This window comes from Crossiella sp. NPDC003009, assembly GCF_053591555.1.
This window is the reverse complement of the sequence record NZ_JBSFUA010000001.1, coordinates 341,966-358,535: the sequence shown is the minus strand read 5'-3', so window position 1 is coordinate 358,535 and position 16,570 is coordinate 341,966. Positions and strand designations below refer to the sequence as shown.

General features: G+C 71.1%; 12 protein-coding genes. 5 read left to right on the top strand and 7 right to left on the bottom strand.

Translation table 11 applies throughout. The features are described 5' to 3' along the window. Positions 1-5 precede the first annotated feature (5 nt). Complete coding sequence (locus ACWDY5_RS01645) at positions 6-848, bottom strand: intradiol ring-cleavage dioxygenase (RefSeq protein WP_449720435.1); 843 nt, start codon at positions 846-848, stop codon at positions 6-8. 174 nt (positions 849-1,022) lie between these two features. Here ACWDY5_RS01645 and ACWDY5_RS01640 point away from each other — a divergent pair, with 174 nt between their 5' ends. Next, positions 1,023-2,870, top strand: a complete 1,848-nt coding sequence (locus ACWDY5_RS01640) for a polysaccharide lyase family 7 protein (protein ID WP_449720434.1) — start codon at positions 1,023-1,025, stop codon at positions 2,868-2,870. 3 nt (positions 2,871-2,873) lie between these two features. Here the strand turns inward: ACWDY5_RS01640 and ACWDY5_RS01635 are convergent, their stop codons facing one another. Continuing rightward, entirely contained in the window at positions 2,874-4,628 is a 1,755-nt protein-coding gene (locus tag ACWDY5_RS01635; protein WP_449720433.1) for a serine/threonine-protein kinase, read from the bottom strand. A 228-nt stretch (positions 4,629-4,856) separates the two neighbouring features. After that, positions 4,857-5,855 carry an aminoglycoside phosphotransferase family protein gene (locus ACWDY5_RS01630; protein ID WP_449720432.1) on the bottom strand — a complete coding sequence of 333 codons (999 nt, stop codon included), beginning with the start codon at positions 5,853-5,855 and terminating at the stop codon, positions 4,857-4,859. Positions 5,856-5,974: 119 nt separating this feature from the next. Here ACWDY5_RS01630 and ACWDY5_RS01625 point away from each other — a divergent pair, with 119 nt between their 5' ends. Beyond that, complete coding sequence (locus tag ACWDY5_RS01625) at positions 5,975-7,336, top strand: NAD-dependent succinate-semialdehyde dehydrogenase (RefSeq protein ID WP_449720431.1); 1,362 nt, start codon at positions 5,975-5,977, stop codon at positions 7,334-7,336. 46 nt (positions 7,337-7,382) lie between these two features. On the opposite strand, the gene ACWDY5_RS01620 is transcribed toward ACWDY5_RS01625, so the two are convergent. Genes ACWDY5_RS01620 through ACWDY5_RS01610 form a run of 3 tightly spaced genes read right to left on the bottom strand, consistent with a single transcriptional unit; the run spans position 7,383 to position 11,852 of the window. Then, positions 7,383-9,227, bottom strand: coding sequence for an alpha-L-fucosidase (locus ACWDY5_RS01620; protein WP_449720430.1), 1,845 nt, complete (start codon positions 9,225-9,227; stop codon positions 7,383-7,385). Continuing rightward, positions 9,224-10,471: an MFS transporter gene (locus ACWDY5_RS01615; RefSeq protein ID WP_449720429.1), complete on the bottom strand. Its 1,248-nt coding sequence runs from the start codon at positions 10,469-10,471 to the stop codon at positions 9,224-9,226. The genes ACWDY5_RS01620 and ACWDY5_RS01615 overlap by 4 nt, the downstream gene beginning before the upstream one ends. Next, positions 10,461-11,852, bottom strand: a complete 1,392-nt coding sequence (locus ACWDY5_RS01610) for a sulfatase-like hydrolase/transferase (protein WP_449720428.1) — start codon at positions 11,850-11,852, stop codon at positions 10,461-10,463. The genes ACWDY5_RS01615 and ACWDY5_RS01610 overlap by 11 nt, the downstream gene beginning before the upstream one ends. 144 nt (positions 11,853-11,996) lie before the next feature. Here ACWDY5_RS01610 and ACWDY5_RS01605 point away from each other — a divergent pair, with 144 nt between their 5' ends. Continuing rightward, a complete protein-coding gene (locus ACWDY5_RS01605; RefSeq protein WP_449720427.1) occupies positions 11,997-13,124 on the top strand; it encodes a putative glycoside hydrolase in 1,128 nt (375 codons plus the stop codon). 2 nt (positions 13,125-13,126) lie between these two features. Continuing rightward, positions 13,127-13,894, top strand: coding sequence for a formylglycine-generating enzyme family protein (locus ACWDY5_RS01600; protein WP_449720498.1), 768 nt, complete (start codon positions 13,127-13,129; stop codon positions 13,892-13,894). Here ACWDY5_RS01600 and ACWDY5_RS01595 read toward each other — a convergent pair. Further along, the gene (locus ACWDY5_RS01595) at positions 13,887-14,771 is read right to left on the bottom strand and encodes a LysR family transcriptional regulator (protein ID WP_449720426.1); all 885 of its coding nucleotides are present in this window, start codon (positions 14,769-14,771) and stop codon (positions 13,887-13,889) included. The genes ACWDY5_RS01600 and ACWDY5_RS01595 overlap by 8 nt on opposite strands. Positions 14,772-14,861: 90 nt before the next feature. Between ACWDY5_RS01595 and ACWDY5_RS01590 the strand changes: the two genes are divergently transcribed. Continuing rightward, entirely contained in the window at positions 14,862-16,568 is a 1,707-nt protein-coding gene (locus ACWDY5_RS01590) for a Xaa-Pro dipeptidyl-peptidase (protein WP_449720425.1), read from the top strand. Positions 16,569-16,570 lie beyond the last annotated feature (2 nt).

Below are 16,570 nucleotides of genomic sequence, written 5' to 3'. Positions count from 1 at the left end.
ACCGGTCAGCGCGGCGCGGTCCTGGTGTCCACGCCGATGGTGAGCCGCGCCGTGTACCCGGTGCGCACGTCGCCGGTCACCGTGGCCAGCTGCTTTCCACCTGTGTCGTCGCGGAACACCGAGTCGCGGGCCAGGCTCACTCGCTGGAAGTTCGGGCCCGAGGACTCGTAGCCGGGCTGGGCGTAGACCGCCTCGGACACCTCCTTCGGCAGCGCGAGCTGGGAGGTGGCGATCACCTTCGCCACCTCGGTGATGCTGCCGCCATCGGGATAGACCTCGAAGTGCACGTGTGGCCAGCGGCCGGGGTAGCAGGCGGGGAAGACGCTGCGGAAGCGCACCCGGCCCTCGGCGTCGGCGATCTGCACCCCGCGCAGGTAGTTGGCGTTCTCCGCGCCCGCGGAGTACATCGAGTAGCGGCCCTGGGCATCGCACTGCCAGACGTAGACCGCCACGCCCTGGAACGGCTTGCCGTTGGCCAGGTCCAGCACGGTCAGCTCCATGGTCATCGGCACGCCGGTCGCGGTGCCGGTGGCGGCGCCGAAGCTGGCGCGGATGTCCTCGCGCACGATCCCGCTCTGCGCGAGGACATCCGGGCCGTTGGAGCCGTCACCGGGGTAGGGACCGGCGGTCTCCTCGGGGATCTCCGCCGTAGCGCCGGTGGTGGCCGGGGCGGAGGTGGCCGCCGGGGTGCAGGCGGTCAGCGCCACGCCGGCGCCAAGGCCGAGCAGACCCAGCACGCGGCGGCGGCTGAACAGGGTGCCCAGGTCGAAGCCCAGGCCCTGGTCGACCAGCTCGTCCTGCGGCCGGGGCAGTGGGCGGCCCTGGTAGGTGCGGTTGTCCTTCGGCATGCTTCCACGATGCTGACCAGGACTGTCGGCGAGCTGTGCGGTGGCTGTCGCAATCCTGAAGATGTCGCCTGGGACCGATCCCGGCGCGGTGCTGGCACTCTGCCCGCCGGTAGTCCGCTCACATGAATAGAGGTTGCGATGCGGTTGACTCATCGTGCTTCCCGCGCATTACTGGTGGGGGCGCTGGCGGTCGGGGTCTGCGGGGTGCACCTGCCCGCCGCCGCGGCGACGGGTTCTCCGTTGCCCGTCAGCGGGGTCAGGGCCCTCTCCGACGACGGCAACGTCGCCGCCAACACCCTCGACCGCGATCCGGCCACCCGCTGGTCCGGCGAGGGTGACGGCGTGTGGATCGAGTACGACCTCGGCTCACCCCAGACCGTGGGATCGGTGTCGATCGCCTGGCACAAGGGCGACACCCGGCAGGACACCTTCGACGTGCAGCTGTCCCAGGACGCCTCGTCCTGGACCACCGTGCTGACCCGGAAGACCAGCAGTGGCAGCACTCTCGCGCCACAGAACTACGACTTCGCCGACGCCTCGGCCCGGTACCTGCGCGTGGTCGGGCACGGCAACACGGTCAACAACTGGACCAGCATCACCGAGACCGTGGTCAACGGGGCCGACGGCGGCAGCGGGGGCGAGTGCCGCTACCCGGCCGACGTGCTGGACCTGAGCAACTGGTACATCGGCCTGCCGATCGGCGAACCCGAGAAGCCGAAGAACGTCGAACAGCCCGCGCTGGCCACCTACTCGATCGACCCGTGGTTCCGCGCCACCGAGGACTGCACCGCGGTGCAGTTCCGGGCCGCGGTCAACGGGGTCACCACCAGCGGCTCGAACTACCCGCGCTCCGAGCTGCGCGAGATGAACGGCCGGAACAAGGCCAGCTGGTCCTCGACCTCGGGCACGCACGAGATGGTGATCGACCAGGCCATCACCGCGGCGCCCAAGGGCAGGCCGAACGTGGTCGCCGGGCAGATCCACGACGGCTCCGACGACGTCTCGGTCTTCCGGCTGGAGGGCAGCAAGCTCTACCTCACCGACGGCGACAACAAGCACACGCTGATCACCGACAGCTACCAGTTGGGCACCAGGTTCCAGGCCAGGTTCGTGGTCAGCGACGGCAAGATCAAGGCCTACTACAACGGCCAGCTGAAGGCCACGCTGGCGAAGAAGTTCACCGGCGGCTACTTCAAGGCAGGCGCCTACACCCAGGCCAACTGCACCAACGCCTCCTCCTGCGACAGCGGCAACTACGGCGAGGTGAAGATCTACGGCCTGCGCGTCACCCACGGCCAGGACCAGCCCGCCGACCAGACCCAGGCCGCGGTGCGCAACGGCTGGGGCACCCCGCTGCCCATCTCCGACGAGTTCGACTACACCGGCCCGGTGGACCCGGCGAAGTGGGCGGTGCCCTCCGGCAACGTCGGCGGCACCGCGGGCTGCTGGGAAGGCCACGCCAAGAACGGCCGCCGCTGCGCCAAGAACAGCACGGTGGCCGACGGCATGCTGACCATGCGCGGTGAGGCCAACGGCGACACCGGCTGGCTGCGGCAGAAGCGGGACGAGCAGTACGGCAAGTGGGAGATCCGCTCCCGCTCGCGCAACATCGGCCCCAGCGGCGGGCTCTACCACCCGCTGCACCTGATCTGGCCTACCGCGGGCAACCGGCTGGAGAACGGCGAGTACGACTGGGTCGAGTACTCCAACCCGGACGCCCAGTGCCTGACCGCGTTCCTGCACTACCCGAAGAGCCCGACCGACAAGAAGGAACGCAAGGACCTGTGCCCGCTGGACATGACCCAGTGGCACAACTTCGCCTTCGAGTGGACCTCGCAGGCGCTGGTCGGCTACGTGGACGGGGTCGAGTGGTTCCGCTACTCCGGCGGCGCGGGCGCCGACCGGGGCGACATCCAGGCGATGCCCTCCGGGCACCTGAACATCCAGCTGGACAACTTCACCGGCGCCGGTGGCCTGCGTCCCGCGGTGTTCGAGGTGGACTGGGTGCGGGTGTACCAGTGACGCCTACTTGGGCTCACGGCCCGCACGGCGCACCACTTCCTTGACGTAGTCCAGGGTGGGCCTGCCCGCTTCCAGCAGGACCCGCTCGTTGTTGAAGTTCCAGGCGAACACGCGGTGCCGGGCGAGATCGGCGATCGACTGCGGGGACAGCAGTTCCCGCATGTCCCGGTCGACGATCTCGCTCGGCGTCCGCTTGTTGCCGTAGGCGGCCACCATGACCGGGCCGTAGGCGCTGAGCACGCGCACCGACTGCCGGATGTCGTCCACGTTGCCGTCGGGCTCGGTGGCCAGCACCGACTGGAAGTCCGAGACCCGCAGCACGTCGGCGAAGTGGCCGAACATGGACCGGCCGCCACCGGTCTTCGGCTCGTCCCGCCCGCCCTGCCAGGCGTCCCAGCCCATCGCGACCTTCGCGTTGGGCGCTTCCTGCTTGAAGATCTCCTTGACCTCCAGGTACCGGTCCATCAGCGCCCGGTAGTACGCCGTGGTTCCCGGATCGGCGGCGTAGGCGCCGTCCACGCAGGCGAACTTGTTGACCTCCTGGAACATCGTGACGTACAGCGGCGGCCCGTTGGCCGCGCCGGCGAAGGCGCGGGCCAGTGCGCGCATGTGCCGGGGGAAGTCGGCGGAGAGCGGGTGCATCCGGCCGCAGGCGGGGCCGTACTTGGTCTGCACCGGCAGCTCGGGATCGTCGGTCTCCCAGACGGAAACCTTCAGGTGCAGCGCGTAGCCCTGGGCGTAGGCGTCGGCCACCAGGGTCTCGCGCCAGGTCGCCAGCCGGTTCAGGTCGCCGGGCTTGTGGTAGTTCGTGGTGAGCATCCGGACCGGGGTCTCCCGGACCAGCTCGGTGGCCAGCACCGAGTTGAGCTGGTCGCCGATGCCGAACAGCAGCGAGCCCGAACTGTCCGCGGGCGGCTGCGCGGCGGTGCCCGGCGCCGGGGTCGGGTTCCCGGGCTCCGGTCCGGCCGAGGTGAGCGCGAAGGCCGCGCCCAGCACCGCGACCACGCCGAGCGCGGTGGCCGCCAGCGCGCGCCGGGAGATCCGCCGCGCGTCGTAGGTCCGGAGTTGTTGCGCGGCCTTGTCCGCGGCGGGCCTGCGGGCCGGGTCCTCCTCGGTCAGCGCGGCCAGCACGCCGGTCAGCCGGCTGTCCGCCTGCGGGTGGCCCTCGACCGCCGCGGACAGCGCCACGCCGAGGGCGTAGACGTCGGAGGCCGGGGTGGCGCGCAGGCCCGCGAGCACCTCGGGGGCCAGGTAGCCGGGGGTTCCGGCGCTGCGCGCGGTCCCGGTCAGCGTGACGTGGTGCCAGCTGGCGATGCCGAGGTCGGTCAGCTTCGCGGTGCCGTCCTCGGCCACCAGGATGTTGGCCGGTTTGATGTCCCGATGCACCATGCCCTTGGCGTGCATGGCGGAGAGGGCGGTGGCGATCTGCGCGCCGATCCGGGCCACCCGGTCCGGCGCCAGCGGACCCTCTTCCTGGCAGAGCTCGGCCAGGCTGCGCGAGGGCAGGTACTCCATCACCAGCCAGCGCCGCTCGTCCTCGGTGACCACGTCGAAGACCGAGATCACGTTGGGGTGGTGCACACCCGCGCCGATCCTGGCCTCCCGGCGCGTCTCCTCGCTGTCGCCGGTGCTGGTCAGCTTGACCGCCACCACCCGGCGTAGTTCCAGGTCGGTGGCTCGCCACACTTGGCCCATGCCACCCGCTCCGACCGCTTCCTCGAGCTGGTACCGGCCGGCGATGATGTCCCCGATACGCACAGGGACAGCTTAGTCACCATCCGCGACGTGTCATTCGGCCTGCGCGGTACGACCAGCGGCGCGGGACTTGGCGGTGCAGGGCAATGCGAACAGGTACAGCCCGCTGAACAGCAGCAGCGCCAACGGGAACAGCGGCAGGTAGCTCAGCCAGATGGCAGGTTCCTGCTGCGCCGGCGGTGGAACTGCCGGATTCGCTTGCTGCTCCTCGATTCATGACCGGCCGGTGCGTCAGCGGGTCAGCGAGTCGGGCAGCGCACCCGGCGCGGGCCAGGCGTCCTCGACCAAGCGCCGGAGCCGGGACTGCCGGGCGTGGTCCGGTGGGTTCACCAGCAGGTCGCGGACGGTGTAGGCCAGGCCGTAGAGCCGCAGCCGGGTCGCGGGGTGCGGGCCGGTGAAGGCCGCCGGGTAGTCCGGCTCCAGCCAGCGCAGCACGGTCGGGTGGGTGTCGACGCCGGTCAGCGCGTCGGTGTCGGCGTGGTCGCAGAGTCGCTGGAGGTCCAGCAGGGGTGGGCCGAAGCGGGTCCACTCGAAGTCCAGCACGGTCAGTTCGCCCTGTTCGGACCAGAGCAGGTTGCCCAGCTGGAGGTCGCCGTGGATCAGGCCGTGGGCGGCCGGGTCGTCTGCCGACCGGTCGGCAGGGGCCAGCTGGATCAGCAGTTCAGCGGCGGCGCGCAGCAGGCCGGGGTCTTGTCCGGGCTGGTCAGCGGCGTGCTGGGCCAGTTCTACCGCCCGGTCGGCCGGCAGTGGGGTGAGGTCCGCGCCGAGCAGGGCGGTGACCCGGTCCGGTGGCTGGTAGGGCCGGGCCAGCAGCAGGCCGGTGAGCTCGGGCGGTGTGGTCCACTGGTGCAGCGCTCGCAGCATGGTGGCCAGCTGGGACACCGCGGCGCGGCGCTGACCGACCGGCAGGTAGGGCCAGCACTCGTCAAGTGGCCGTCCGGGCGTCAGGCGGGTCAGGGAGTAGGCCAGCTCGCCGGTCACGCCGTGGCCGAGGACCTCCGGGTATCTGACCTCGGCAGGCAGCTGAGCGGCCACGGCGACCTCGCGGCCGATCCGGGCGGTGTCGCCGCGCCAGGACACCCGCAGCACCACCGCGCCGAGCCGTTCGTCCTGGACCGCCCAGGTGTCGTTGGAGTGGCTGCGGATGCGCCGGGGCGGCTCGGCCGGCCTGAGCCCGGCGGCGGTGCGCACCTGCTCGAACCGGGCTGAGGGCTGCGGGACGGTGGTCACCGGGTGATCCTGCCACCCGGCCGGTGTGGCGGACACAACCGGCAGCAGTGGTATACAGCCGTCTGCATACGGTATACGTTAGGTCTCCCTATCGCGTGGCGAACGGAGGCTGGCGTCGCATGTACACGGTCACCAACCCGGCTACGGGCGAAGTGCTCGAGCAGGTCCCGAACGCGACGGACGAGGAGGTGCGCGCCGACATCGAGCGGGTTCACCGCGGCTTCGCGCACTGGCGGCTCCGGCCGGTGCAGGAGCGAGCCGCGATCGTGCTGCGGGCGGCGGAGCTGTTCGCCGAGCGGGCAGGCGAACTGGCCGAGATCATGACGCTGGAGATGGGCAAGCGGATCAGCGAGGGCCGCGGCGAGATCGGCGTGGTCGCCGACATCTTCACCTACTACGGCGAGCAGGGTCCGGCGCTCGTCGCCGATGAGCCGCTGACCATCCGGGGCGGCCAGGCGGTCATCACCAAGGAGCCGCTGGGCGCGCTGCTGGGTGTCATGCCGTGGAACTTCCCCTGCTACCAGGTGGCCCGGTTCGTCGCGCCGAACCTGGTGCTGGGCAACACCATCCTGCTCAAGCACGCCTCCATCTGCCCCCGCTCGGCACGGGCCATCGAGCAGGTCCTGCGGGACGCGGGCGTCCCGGACGACGTGTACGTCAACACCCTGGCCGCCAGCAGGCAGGTGCCCTCGATCCTGGCCGACCCGCGCATCCAGGGCGTGTCCCTGACCGGCAGCGAGGCGGCGGGCATCTCGGTGGCCGCGGAGGCCGGCCGGAACCTGAAGAAGGCGGTGCTGGAGCTGGGTGGCTCCGACCCGCTGATCGTGCTGGACACCGACGACCTGGACGCGACCGTGCAGGCCACCGCCACGGCCCGGATGCGCAACTGCGGCCAGTCCTGCAACGCGCCCAAGCGCATGATCGTCATGGCCGACCTCTACGACGACTTCGTGGACCGGATGACCAAGCGGGTGGCCGAGTTCTACCTGCCGGGCGATCCGGCGGACCCGGCCACGAAGCTGCCGCCGCTGGCCTCGGTGGCCGCGGCGGACGAGGTGGCCGAGCAGGTCGAGCGGGCGGTCCGGCAGGGCGCCACGCTGCGCACCGGCGGCCGCCGGGTGAACGGGCCGGGCGCCTACCTGGAGGCGACCGTGCTGACCGATGTCACGCCGGAGATGGACGCCTACCGGGAGGAGATCTTCGGCCCGGTGGTGCTGGTGTTCAAGGCCCAGACCGAGGAGGAGGCGATCGCGATCGCCAACGACTCGCCGTTCGGCCTCGGCGCGAGCGTGTGGGGCACCGATCCGGAGCGGCTGCGCCGGGTGGCCGCGCGGATCGAGGCTGGCATGGTCTACCTCAACAGCGCCGGTGGGTCGCAGGCGGATCTGCCCTTCGGCGGCATCAAGCGGTCCGGCATGGGCCGCGAGCTGGGCCCGGCCGGGATCGAGGAGTTCATGAACAAGAAGTCGATCCGGCTGTAGTCCGGCCGTCGCCGGGCGGGCGGTGCCGCCCGGCGACGGTGGCCGCTCATCCCCTCGGCTTGAGCCAGGCCGCCGGGATGACCTGCTGGCCGAGATAGGGGCTGGCCCACAACAGTTTCATCGCCGCGATGCCGCTGTTCTGCTTGTGTTCCAAGGTGATCTGGTGCGCGGCTCCAGCGGCCAGGTGGACGCGGCCCAGGCGGACGTAGGAGTTGGGCACGGTCTGCTTGTAGCTCTTCTCGTACTTGGTGTTCGCGCCGATGAGCTCGGTGCCGTTGACGGTCAGGCGGACCGCGTCCGGGGAGACGGCGATGAACTCGTAGGTCGCGGTGGCAGGCACGCTGATGGTGCCGCTCCAGCGGGCGGAGTGGGCGCCTGCCGGGATCTCCGGCGCGGGTGAGCCGAGCAGTCGCCAGTCGTAGTTGACCGCCGGGTCGGTCCGGGTGACCGCGGGGACGCCTTCGAGGTTGGGGTTGGTCCAGAACTCGGCGGTGAGGCCGGTGCCGTCGCCGGGCTGGCTGGTCGGGGGCTGTTCGATGGTGAGCTCGACGACCGTGGCGATCGGGTTGGTCTGCTTGCCGGTCGGCGCGATCCGCACGCGGTCGCCGGTGTCGGCCACGGTGACCGGCTGGGCGCTGCCGAGGACCCTGGCGCTGGTGACCGAGAACGGCGCGACCTTGGTCAGTTCGAGTGCGCTGCCCTCGGTGGGCCAGTCCCGGACGGCGGCGTAGAGCAGGTTGTCCGCACGGGTGACCGTGCCCCAGGCGGGCTTGGCGACCAGGCCGGTGCCGCCCGCGCCGTAGATGGCCCTGCTGTGGCCCTTGCCCTGGATCCACTGGCCCACCTCGGTGAGCCGGGCGGCCGCGGCCGCCGGGATGCGGCCGTTGGCGTCGGGGCCGACGTTGAGCAGGTAGTTGCCGCCCTGGCTGGTCGCGGTGAGCAGGTGCCGGGTCAGCTCGGCCGCTGACTTGAAGTCGGTGTCGTTCTTCGAGTAGCCCCAGGTTCCGTTGATGGACATGCAGGTCTCGGCGGGGACGCCGGTGACCGGCTGGTCCGGCAGGGTGTTCTCCGGGGTGGTGAAGTCACCGTCCAAATAGGACTGTGTGCCGCGGGCGCGGTTGTTGATGAGCAGCTTAGGGTCGAGCTCGCGCAGGTACGGTTCGATGACCAGACCGTCCTGTTCGGTCCAGCCGGAGTTGCTGCGGCCCGAACCGTCCAGCCAGAGCATCTTGGGGCGGTAGCCGGTGATGAGCTCCTTGAGCTGGGCCTTCATCCGCTCGATGTACTTCGGCCTGGTGGCCAGGTCGGCGTAGTCGGGATCGTGCAGGTCCCAGGCTCCGTAGTACAGGGCGAGGTCCAGGCCGTGCCTCTCGGTGGCCTGCTTGAGCTCGGCGATCAGGTCGCGGTTGCGGTCGAAGGCGGACATGTCGCGCAGGTTGAAGGTGTTCACCTTGGTGGGCCACATCGCGTAGCCGTCGTGGTGCTTGGCGGTGAAGACCACGTAGCGCTGCCCCGCCGCCTTGGCCAGCCGCACGATCGCGTCCGCGTCAAAACCGGCCGGGTTGAACTTGCGGGCGTGTTCCTCGTAGACCTCGGTGGACAGGCCGCACTTGTTCCAGATGTGCTCGGCGTGGTCGGGTTCGCAGGTGCTGCCGTCGGGGAAGGTGTGCACGCCCTCGAACTGGGTGTAGGCGCCCAGGTGCAGGAACAGGCCGAAGCGGTCGGTCCGCCACCACCGGGCGCGCGGCGAGGTGAACGGGTCGTCGACCACGAAGTTGGTGCCTGGCCCCGGTTGTGCGGCCGGGCGGGCCTGCGCGGGGGCGCTGAGCACGGCGAGGGCGGCGGCGAGGGCGAGCGCGGCCGCCGGCCACCGGTGCGGGCTCCTGCTCATGGTTGTCTCCTGGTCAGTTCGGCCTCGATGGACTCAAGGCTGCGGTTGCGGGTTTCCGGGATCTTGAGCAGCAGGCCGAGGATCAGGCCCGCGGTCATCACGGCGGCCAGCAGCAGGGTCATGTCCCGCCAGCCGAGCGCGGCCAGCAGCGGCGGGAAGGCCAGCACCGCGAGGAAGCCGCCCGCCTTGCCGCTGGCCGAGGACAGGCTCTGCGCGGTGCCGCGCACCAGGGTGGGGAACGGCTCCACCGACAGCGCGAACAGCGCCATCGCCAGCACTTGCAGCGGCAGCGCGGACACCATGATCATGACGAACATGGTGGTGGCCTGGCCGTCGCTGATCGCGGCCAGCGCGAAGGTCAGCGCGGTGGGGATCGCCCAGCACCACAGGATGATCGGGCGCCGGCCGATCCGGTCCAGGTAGCGCACCCCGGCCAGCGCGGCCAGCGTGTTGACCACGTTCACCGCGGTGCTCAGCCACAGCGAGACGGTCACCCCGGACAGGCCGATCTCGTTGAGGAACGTTGGTGTGTAGAGGTTGTAGCCCGCGCCGCGGACGGTGACCAGGAACCAGAACAGGCAGGAGAACACCAGCGCGGCCCGGATGCCGGGCGAAAGCAGGGTGCGCAGCGGCCGGGTCGCCGCGGCGGGCCGCTGGGCGGCGACCCAGGAGGTGCTCTCCGGGATGCGCCGCCGCATGATCAGCACCACCACCGCGAGCACGATCGCGCTGCCCAGCATCCACCGCCAGGAGTCCGCGCCGAACAAGGCGTACAGGCCGATCCCGGCGAGCCCGGAGGCCGCGGCCCCGGCGAACCAGAACACCTGCATCAGCCCGGTCAGCGCGCCCCGCCGGTGCGCGGGCGCGGACTCGGCGATCAGCGTGGTGCTGACCGGCAGGTCGGCGCCGATGCCCAGGCCGACGATCGCGCGACCGGCGATGAGCATCAGCGGGGTGACCGCCAGCGCGGAGACCAGCGAGCCGATCACGAACAGCACCAGCACGAAGGTGAACGCGCCCGCCCGGCCGATCCGGTCGGTGAGCCTGCCGAAGACCAGCGAGCCGGCCACCATGCCGGCGAAGGCGATCGCGCCGATCCAGCCGATCTGGGCGGCGGAGAGCTGGAGCTCGACCTTGATGAACAGCAGCGCACCCGAGATGATCATCAGGTCGTAGCCGTCCAGGAACGCGCCGAGCAGGGCCACCAGGATGGTGTAGTTGCGGGGCGGCGGGTCAGCAGTCACGAATGGACCTCCGGTCTTGTTCCACGTCCTCGAACCAGGCGCCGAGCTCGGCTTCCATCCGGGCGACCAGTGCGGGGTGCCGGGCGGCCAGGTCGTGCTCCTCGCCGGGGTCGGCGAGCAGGTCGAACAGCTGCGGGCGCGGGGGTTCGCCGCAGTCGGGCGGTTCGGGCAGGGCAGCCTCCAGCGCATGGGGATACCGCTCCGGATGTCGTTTGAGGTCGGCGTCGAGGTCGAGCTCGCTGGCGGGTAGGCCCATCGCGGCAGCCAGCGCGGGCCGCACGAGTTTCCAGCGCCCGTCCCGCATGGCCGCGTTGCAGTGCCCCAGCGGCCGCAGCCGGTTCCACTGCCAGAACCGGGCGGGCTGGTCGGCCGCGGCCTGCCCGCGCAGCGCGCCGGCGAGGTCCACCCCGTCCAGCCGCACGCCCTCGGGCAGCTGTGCCCCGGCCAGCGCGACCAGGGTCGGGAACCAGTCGGTGAAGTGCGCGAACACATCCGACCGCACACCGCCGGGCAGGCCGTCCGGCCAGCTGAGCAGCAGGGGCACCCGGATACCGCCCTCGTGCACCGACTCCTTGGCCCCGGCCAGGCCGCAGTTGTGCCGCCGGGTGGACTCCTCGCCGGCGCCGTCGAGCTGCGGGCCGTTGTCGCTGGAGAACAGGAAGATCGTGTTGTCCGCGATGCCGAGCGTGCTCAGCTCCTCGCGCAGGGTGGCGATGCCGTGGTCGAGCTGGTGGATCATCGCGTAGATGGTGGCCACCGCGCGGCTGCGGCCGGGCCGGCTGAACTGCTCGACGAGGTATTGCGGGGCCTGGAACGGGAAGTGCGGGGCGTTGTAGGCCACGTGCAGGAAGAACGGTTCGCCGCGGTGGCGGCGCAGGAAGCTGACCGCCTCGGCGGTGATCACGTCGGTGAGGTGCCTGCCGTCGGCGGTGAAGGGCACGCCGTTGCGTTCCAGTCGCCACCGCCAGTAGTCCTGCCAGCCGCCGCGGAAGCCGGTGAACTCGGCGAAACCGCGCCGGTTCGGGTGGTAGCGCTCGTCCAGCGCGCCGTTGTGCCACTTGCCGACCAGGCCGGTGCGGTAGCCCGCCGCGGCCAGCGAGTCGGCCAGGGTGCGCTCGCGCAGGGCCAGCCGGTCCAGGCCGCGCAGTTCGAGGGTGTCGATCGCGCCGGTGCGGTGCGGGTACCGGCCGGTCAGCAGCGCGGCTCTGGCGGGTGCGCACACCGGGGCGGCCGAGTAGTGCTGGGTGAGCGCGATGCCCTCGGCGCACAGCTGGTCCAGCGCGGTGGTGCGGGAGGCGTGGCCGTTGCAGCGGCCGAGGTCGCCGTAGCCGAGGTCGTCGGCCAGGACCAGGACGATGTTGGGGCGCTGCGCTGCGGGCATGGCGGAAGGCTAGGAACAACGCCGGGCGGTGGCTACCGGCCGTGTGCTCTGGTTCGATAGGTGTCGCCTATGGACGGTCGGCGATAGGCGGCGGCGATCCAACGATAGGACTGGGCGCGGCCGGGAAAAGTTAGTCTCGGCCGCATGTTGAGCCGTCGCACCCTGCTCAAGGCCGGCGCGTTCGCCGTGGCCTTCCCCGGCCTGGCACCGGCCTCCTCGGCGCACTGGCAGACCGTGCCGGTGTACGGCCACCTGGGCAAGCGCACCGACTTCACCGCCAGCGAGATCGACTTCCTGGCGCGGCGGTACTCGGTGATCACCATCGAGAAGACCCAGGGTGCGAGCGAGCGCCAGGCCGCGGAACGGGCCAGCGCCCGCGCGCTGAACCAGCTCAAGCAGCGCGACCCGGCCCCTGACGTCTACTACTACTGGAACAGCGCGGTGGCCTACCCGGAACACTATGCGGCACTGGCCGACCTGCCCCCGTCCTGGACCCTCAAGCAGACCGACGGTCAGCCCTGGCAGCCGATCGAGGGCAATGCCGACGCGCGCGCCTACGACCTGTCCAAACAGGACGTTCGGGACTGGTGGATCGAGCAGGCGGTGACTCAGCTCAAGCGGGGCTATGACGGGATCTTCGTCGACGGGGTCAAGCGGTTCGCCATGGGCACCGCCCGGCTGGCGAAGATCGTCGGCGCGGAGAAGCAGCAGGCGGTCACCGCGGGCATCGGCAAGCTGGTCCCGGCCCTGCGCGCGGCACTGCCCGCCGGGAAAGTGCTGCTGTGTAACGGGGTCGAGCACCAGCCGAAGGCATGGGCGGACAGCGGGAAGAGCTTCCTCGCGCACGCCGACGCCACCATGCTGGAGCACTTCGGGATCACCGGCCCCAAGCTCAACACGGCCGCGGAGCTGGCCGCCCAGCTCGACCTGATGTCCACAGTGGACTCTGAGTACGGGAAGTTCATCGCCTTCTGCGGCTGGCCGGACTCCGGCCGGCCTGACCCGCTGTCGTTGCGGGCGGGGATCACCTTCCCGCTGGCCTGTTTCCTGGTCGCCGCCGGTGCGCACAGCTACTTCCGCTACGGCAGCGGCTGGCAGGCCGGGGACGGCCCGCTGGAGCCGTTCCCGGAGCTGGAGCGACCGCTTGGCCCGCCACAGGGGCCTGCGGTGCGCGACGGCTACACCTTTACCCGCACCTTCGAGCACGCACACGTCACGGTGGACCTGGCCGCGGTGACCGGCCGGATCGACTGGAGCCAGCGGTCGAGATGACCATGGTTCAGCTGCCCGGTGGCCTGTTCTGGATGGGTGCCGAGGAGGAGGACAGCAACCCGGTCCGCCAGGTACGCCTGTCCCCCTTCGCCATCGACGCGCATCCGGTCACCAACGACCAGTTCGCCGAGTTCGCCGCCGCCACCGGCCACGTCACCGAGGCCGAGCGCTTCGGCTGGTCCTACGTCTTCGCCGGGTTCCTGCCGCACACCGAGACCCCGCGGGTCGCGGACGCCCCGTGGTGGCACGCCGTCGAGCAGGCGCACTGGCGCGCACCCGAAGGACCGGGCAGCGGACTGGCCGGGCGCGGCGACCACCCCGTGGTGCACGTGTCCTGGCGGGATGCCGACGCCTATGCCCGCTGGGCCGGCAAACGCCTGCCCACCGAGGCCGAATGGGAGTACGCGGCCCGCGGCGGACTTGACCGCCGCCGCTACCCGTGGGGCGACGAGCTGACCCCGGACGACGTGCACCGCTGCAACATCTGGCAGGGCCAGTTCCCGCTGCACAACACCGCCGAGGACGGCTACCGCGGCACCTCGCCCGTGCACGCCTTCCTGCCCAACGGTTTTGGGCTCTACGACACGGTCGGCAACGTCTGGGAGTGGTGCGCGGACCGCTGGCAGGACGGCCGGGTCCTGCGCGGCGGCTCGCACCTGTGCCACCGCAGCTACTGCAACCGCTATCGGGTGGCCGCGCGCACCCGCAACACCCCGGACAGCAGCTCCGGCCACCTCGGTTTCCGCTGCGCGGGCGACCGGGTCAGCTGAGCCGGGGCAGGCAGGCCAGGAAGGCGTCCACCACCGGGGTGTCGTGGTGCCAGTGCCGGTAGGCCAGGTGCAGCTGGGCGGTGATGTCGCTGGGGCGCAACGGAACCACCGTGGTGCCCTCGCGCCGCAGGGTGGCATTGGACAGCGCCTGCACGCACACGCCCACCCCGGCGGCGACCAGCGCGAGCTGGGCCACCAGGCTGTCTCCGAGGCCCTCGATCGCAGGGGTGAACCCGTGCTGGTGGCAGGCGTCGGTGACCAGGTCGTGGAATGACGGGCCGAGGTGGCGGGGCCAGCTGACGAAGGTCTCCTCGGCCAGCTCGGCCAGCCGCAGCTCCGCGCGTCCGGCGAAGCGGTGGTCGGACGGCAGGTAGACCAGGAACGGCTCGGTCAGCAGCTGCCGGGTGACGATCGCGCGGTCCCCGGCGACCTGACGCAGCACCGCGATGTCCAGGGTGCCGTCCAGCAGGCCGCGTTCCTGCGAGGCGCTGTCGCTGAACTGGCGCAGCTCCACGGTCACCTTGTCGTTGGCCTGCCGCAGCCGCCGGATGACGCCGGGCAGCGGGCCGTTGAGCCCCGCGCCCAGTGATCCGATGACCAGACGACCCAGCCGTCCCGCCTTCAGGTCGTGCACCGCGTCCACCGCGCGCTCGGCCTCGGCCAGCGTGCGGTGCGCGCCGCGCAGCAGCAGCTCGCCCGCCTCGGTGAGGGTGACGTGCCTGCTGGTCCGGTGCACCAGCGTGGTGGCCAGCTCGGTCTCCAGCTGCTGTAGCTGCTGGCTCAGCGAGGGCTGGGCGATGCCGAGCCGGGCCGCCGCCCGGCCGAAGTGCAGCTCCTCGGCCAGCACCACGAAGGACCGCAACTGACGAAATTCCATAGGGAGCACCTATCGGTTCACAGTTGCCGAATAGTAGACGCGACAGCTGTCCAAAGCCCAGACCCAGTTTCGCGTGCTTGCCTGGTCCGCATGCGAACCAGATCGTCCCTGCTCGTGCTCGCGATGGGGGCCACGCTGCTCGGCACGGCCCCGGCGAGCGCGAACCAGCCAGCCGTCATCGAACAGCGGGTCTACGTTGAGACCACAGTAGACAGTGACCGGAACGGTCGGCCGGACCGGATCGCGATCGACATCGCCCGGCCATCCGGTTCAGCGAAGGTGCCGGTGATCTTCGAGCACAGCCCCTACCGGTCCGGGCTCGGCAAGGTGCCGTTCCACCCGGTCAACGTGGACCGGCTACCCCAGGAGGGCCTGTTCCCGGCCACGCGGGCGGACGCGGATCCGTTGGTGCGCAAGGCCGTGCCGGACCTGCCCGGCTGGTTCGACGACTACTTCGTGCCGCGCGGCTACGCCGTGGTGCTGGGCCACAGCATCGGTACCGGCGCCTCCGAGGGCTGCCCCACCAGCGGCGACCAGCAGGAGGCGCTGAGCACCCGCGCGGTCATCGACTGGCTCAACGGCCGGGCTCGCGGCTTCGACGCCGGTGGCCGGGCGGTCAGCGCGAGCTGGAGCACCGGCGCGGTCGGCATGACCGGGGTGTCCTACAACGGCACGCTGCCGAACATGGTGGCCACCACCGGCGTGCCCGGCCTGCGCACCATCGTGCCGATCGCCGCGCAGGCCAACTGGTACGAGTACTACCGGGCCAACGGCCTGGTGGTCGCGCCGGGCGGCTGGCAGGGCGAGGACGCCGACGCGCTGGCCAAGGCGGTGCTCACCAGGTCGGGCTGCGCCGACGAGATCGCCGAGCTGACCCGGCGGCAGGACCGGATCTCCGGTGACTTCAACGCCTTCTGGGCCGAGCGCGACTACACCCGGCTGGCCGGCAACGTCAAGGCCAGCGTGTTCGTCATGCACGGCCAGTCCGACTGGAACGTGCGCGGCAGGCAGTACTCCCAGTGGTGGGAGGCGTTGCGCGCACACGGGGTGCCGCGCAAGATCTGGCTGCACCGCGGCGGCCACGGACCGCCGTCCCGGACCGACTACCAGGCCACCCTGCTGCGCTGGTTCGAGCACTGGCTCAAGGGCAAGGACACCGGCATCATGCGCGAGCCGATGGCCGAGGTGCAGGAGGCCGCCGGTGGCTGGCGCAAGCTCGCCGACTGGCCCGATCCGGCCGCCCGCCCGGTCACCTACCACCTGGGCGCGGACTCCCCCACCGCACCGGGACAACTGACCACCACACCCGTCGGCGGCCCCGCACAGTCCTTTGTGGACCAAGGACGCACCATCACCGCGAACACGCTCATCGCCAACCCGGACAGCGCCAACGGCAACCGCCTGGTCTACCGGTCGGCGGCGTTGAACGCGCCCACGCGGATGTCCGGCATCGCCAAGGTCGGTCTGCGGGTCGCGGTGGAGAACCGGGACGACGCCAACCTCACCGCGCTTGTGGTCGACTACGGCCCGCCCGGCAGCACACCGGTGATCGTCACCCGCGGCTGGATCGACCCGCAGAACCGGAACTCGCAGTCAGCCGGTGAGCGGGTGGTCCGGGGACAGGAGTACCTGTTGCGGTTCGACCTGGAGCCCAAGGACCACGTGTTCGCCGCGGGCAGGCGGATCGGGCTGGTGGTCATCGCCACCGACCACGACTTCACCCTGCGCCCACTCGGCGGCACCCGGCTGCGCCTGGCCACAACCGACAGCACACTGACCCTGCCGCTGGTGACCTGAGT

What these genes read in the sequence shown, in the direction of transcription:
- ACWDY5_RS01595 (WP_449720426.1), bottom strand. Translation starts at nt 14,771, where the DNA reads ATGGAATTTCGTCAGTTGCGGTCCTTCGTGGTGCTGGCCGAGGAGCTG.
- ACWDY5_RS01625 (WP_449720431.1), top strand. Translation starts at nt 5,975, where the DNA reads ATGTACACGGTCACCAACCCGGCTACGGGCGAAGTGCTCGAGCAGGTC.
- ACWDY5_RS01600 (WP_449720498.1), top strand. Translation starts at nt 13,127, where the DNA reads ATGGTTCAGCTGCCCGGTGGCCTGTTCTGGATGGGTGCCGAGGAGGAG.
- ACWDY5_RS01610 (WP_449720428.1), bottom strand. Translation starts at nt 11,852, where the DNA reads ATGCCCGCAGCGCAGCGCCCCAACATCGTCCTGGTCCTGGCCGACGAC.
- ACWDY5_RS01605 (WP_449720427.1), top strand. Translation starts at nt 11,997, where the DNA reads ATGTTGAGCCGTCGCACCCTGCTCAAGGCCGGCGCGTTCGCCGTGGCC.
- ACWDY5_RS01620 (WP_449720430.1), bottom strand. Translation starts at nt 9,227, where the DNA reads ATGAGCAGGAGCCCGCACCGGTGGCCGGCGGCCGCGCTCGCCCTCGCC.
- ACWDY5_RS01590 (WP_449720425.1), top strand. Translation starts at nt 14,862, where the DNA reads ATGCGAACCAGATCGTCCCTGCTCGTGCTCGCGATGGGGGCCACGCTG.
- ACWDY5_RS01645 (WP_449720435.1), bottom strand. Translation starts at nt 848, where the DNA reads ATGCCGAAGGACAACCGCACCTACCAGGGCCGCCCACTGCCCCGGCCG.